At 34.0% G+C, this 1,867-nt stretch carries 1 protein-coding gene; it reads left to right on the top strand.

The genetic code is table 11. The features are described from left to right. Positions 1-522: 522 nt before the first annotated feature. Positions 523-1,752: a group II intron reverse transcriptase/maturase gene (gene ltrA / locus I2E98_RS15765; protein ID WP_195469810.1), complete on the top strand. Its 1,230-nt coding sequence runs from the start codon at positions 523-525 to the stop codon at positions 1,750-1,752. Positions 1,753-1,867: the final 115 nt, after the last annotated feature.

Raw genomic sequence — 1,867 nt, 5'->3', positions numbered from 1 at the left:
ACGGTGGTGGTGTGCCATGAAAGCTATATAAATGATGAAGGAAGGTCCTTCGGTAGGAATTGAACAGGCAAGCCTACCAAACAACCTTAATGTTGCTATGATTAAAAGTCATGGTAGTGAGCGATTAAGGAAAAGGCTATAAGAAATAGTCATGTAAGATATATGAAGATGAACGAAAGTGAACCATTGAAGAAGTATCGAAAGCGTAAGACTTTAGCAAAACTTATTCTTCACCACTGAATAAGGATAAGGATAGAAGATACCTGTAAAGCTGACTATCTGCTAAACGGTATTAAGATGGCATGAGCATATATTAGGCGTTTATATGGAACATGGGAACCTGTATAGTAATGAAAATCGAAAAAGTACAAGTTGCAGAAAAACAAGACTGAAAGTAGAGAGGTACTATATAGGGGCGGAGATACTCGTAGTAGTGATGAAGTAATTGTAATAATTATGGAGCAAAGGGGTATCATCATTCAGCTTGACATCAAATAACAACTGGAAATCTAGGAGGATTATATGAAGGAAAGCAAACAATACAATATATCTAAGAAGGTAGTTTTAGAAGCATACAAAAAAGTAAAATTCAATAGGGGAAGTGCAGGTGTAGATGGAGTAGATTTTGAAAAGTTCGAAGAAAATCTAAAAGATAACCTATACAAGATATGGAATAGAATGAGTTCAGGAAGTTACTTTCCGTCGCCAGTACTGGCAGTAGAAATACCAAAAAAGAATGGTGGAACTAGAACTCTAGGAATACCTACTATATCAGATAGAATTGCACAAATGATAGCAAGGATGTATTTAGAACCTAAAGTAGAGCCAATATTTCATAAGGATTCTTATGGATATAGAGTCAATAAATCTGCTATAGATGCAGTTGGAAAAGTAAGGGAAAGATGTTGGAGATATGATTATGTAATAGAATTTGATATAAAGGGACTATTTGATAATATTGACCATGAATTACTTATGAAAGCTGTTGAATTACACACAGAAGAAAAGTGGATGAAACTCTATATAAGAAGATGGTTAACAGCACCTTTTGTAACAAAGAAAGGTAGGGTTATAGAGAGAAACTCCGGTACTCCGCAAGGAGGTGTAATAAGTCCTGTATTAGCAAATATATTTTTACATTATGTATTTGATATATGGATGGAGAGAAATTACCCAATGGCTCCCTTTGCTAGATATGCAGATGATGCTGTTATACATTGTAAGTCAGAAAAGCAAGCAAAAGAAATAAAGGAAGCTTTAACTCTGAGGATGAAACAATGTAAGTTAGAACTACATCCAGATAAAACAAGGATTATTTATTGTAAAGATAAAGACAGAACTAAAGATTATCCTATAACTCAATTTGACTTTTTAGGATACACATACAGGGCTGTATACATTAAATGTAGAGATGGTAAGTTAAGAAATAATTTTATAGCCTCGGCAAGTCAAAAAGCATGCAAAAGTCTAAGGAATAAGATTAAAGAGATGGAATTACATAAAATGACTGGTAGCAATATAAATATTATTGCGGAAATAATAAATCCAATTGTTAGAGGTTGGATAAATTATTTTAACAAATACAATCCATCAGCTATTAAGTATACTATTGAATGTATACAACGTAGGATAGTAATATGGGCTATGTGCAAATATAAACACTTACGTGGGCGTAGGCAACGAGCAGAAAAGTGGCTCTTAGAGGTAAAAACTAGAGAGCCAAAATTATTTGCTCATTGGAGTTATAGATAAATTGATAGTGTTGAATGATAAGAGCCGTATGAAAGGAGACTTTCACGTACGGTTCTGTGAGAAGTTTGGGGTGAAATTCCTCTTACTTACTCGACTGAGAGGACGGAAAATAAAA

The organism is Clostridium sp. D43t1_170807_H7 (genome assembly GCF_015555905.1).
Taxonomy (GTDB): Bacteria; Bacillota; Clostridia; order Clostridiales; family Clostridiaceae; genus Clostridium.
Note: the sequence above shows the minus strand (reverse complement) of the source record. Positions and strands in the feature narration are given on the sequence as shown.

What these genes read in the sequence shown, in the direction of transcription:
- ltrA (WP_195469810.1), top strand. Translation starts at nt 523, where the DNA reads ATGAAGGAAAGCAAACAATACAATATATCTAAGAAGGTAGTTTTAGAA.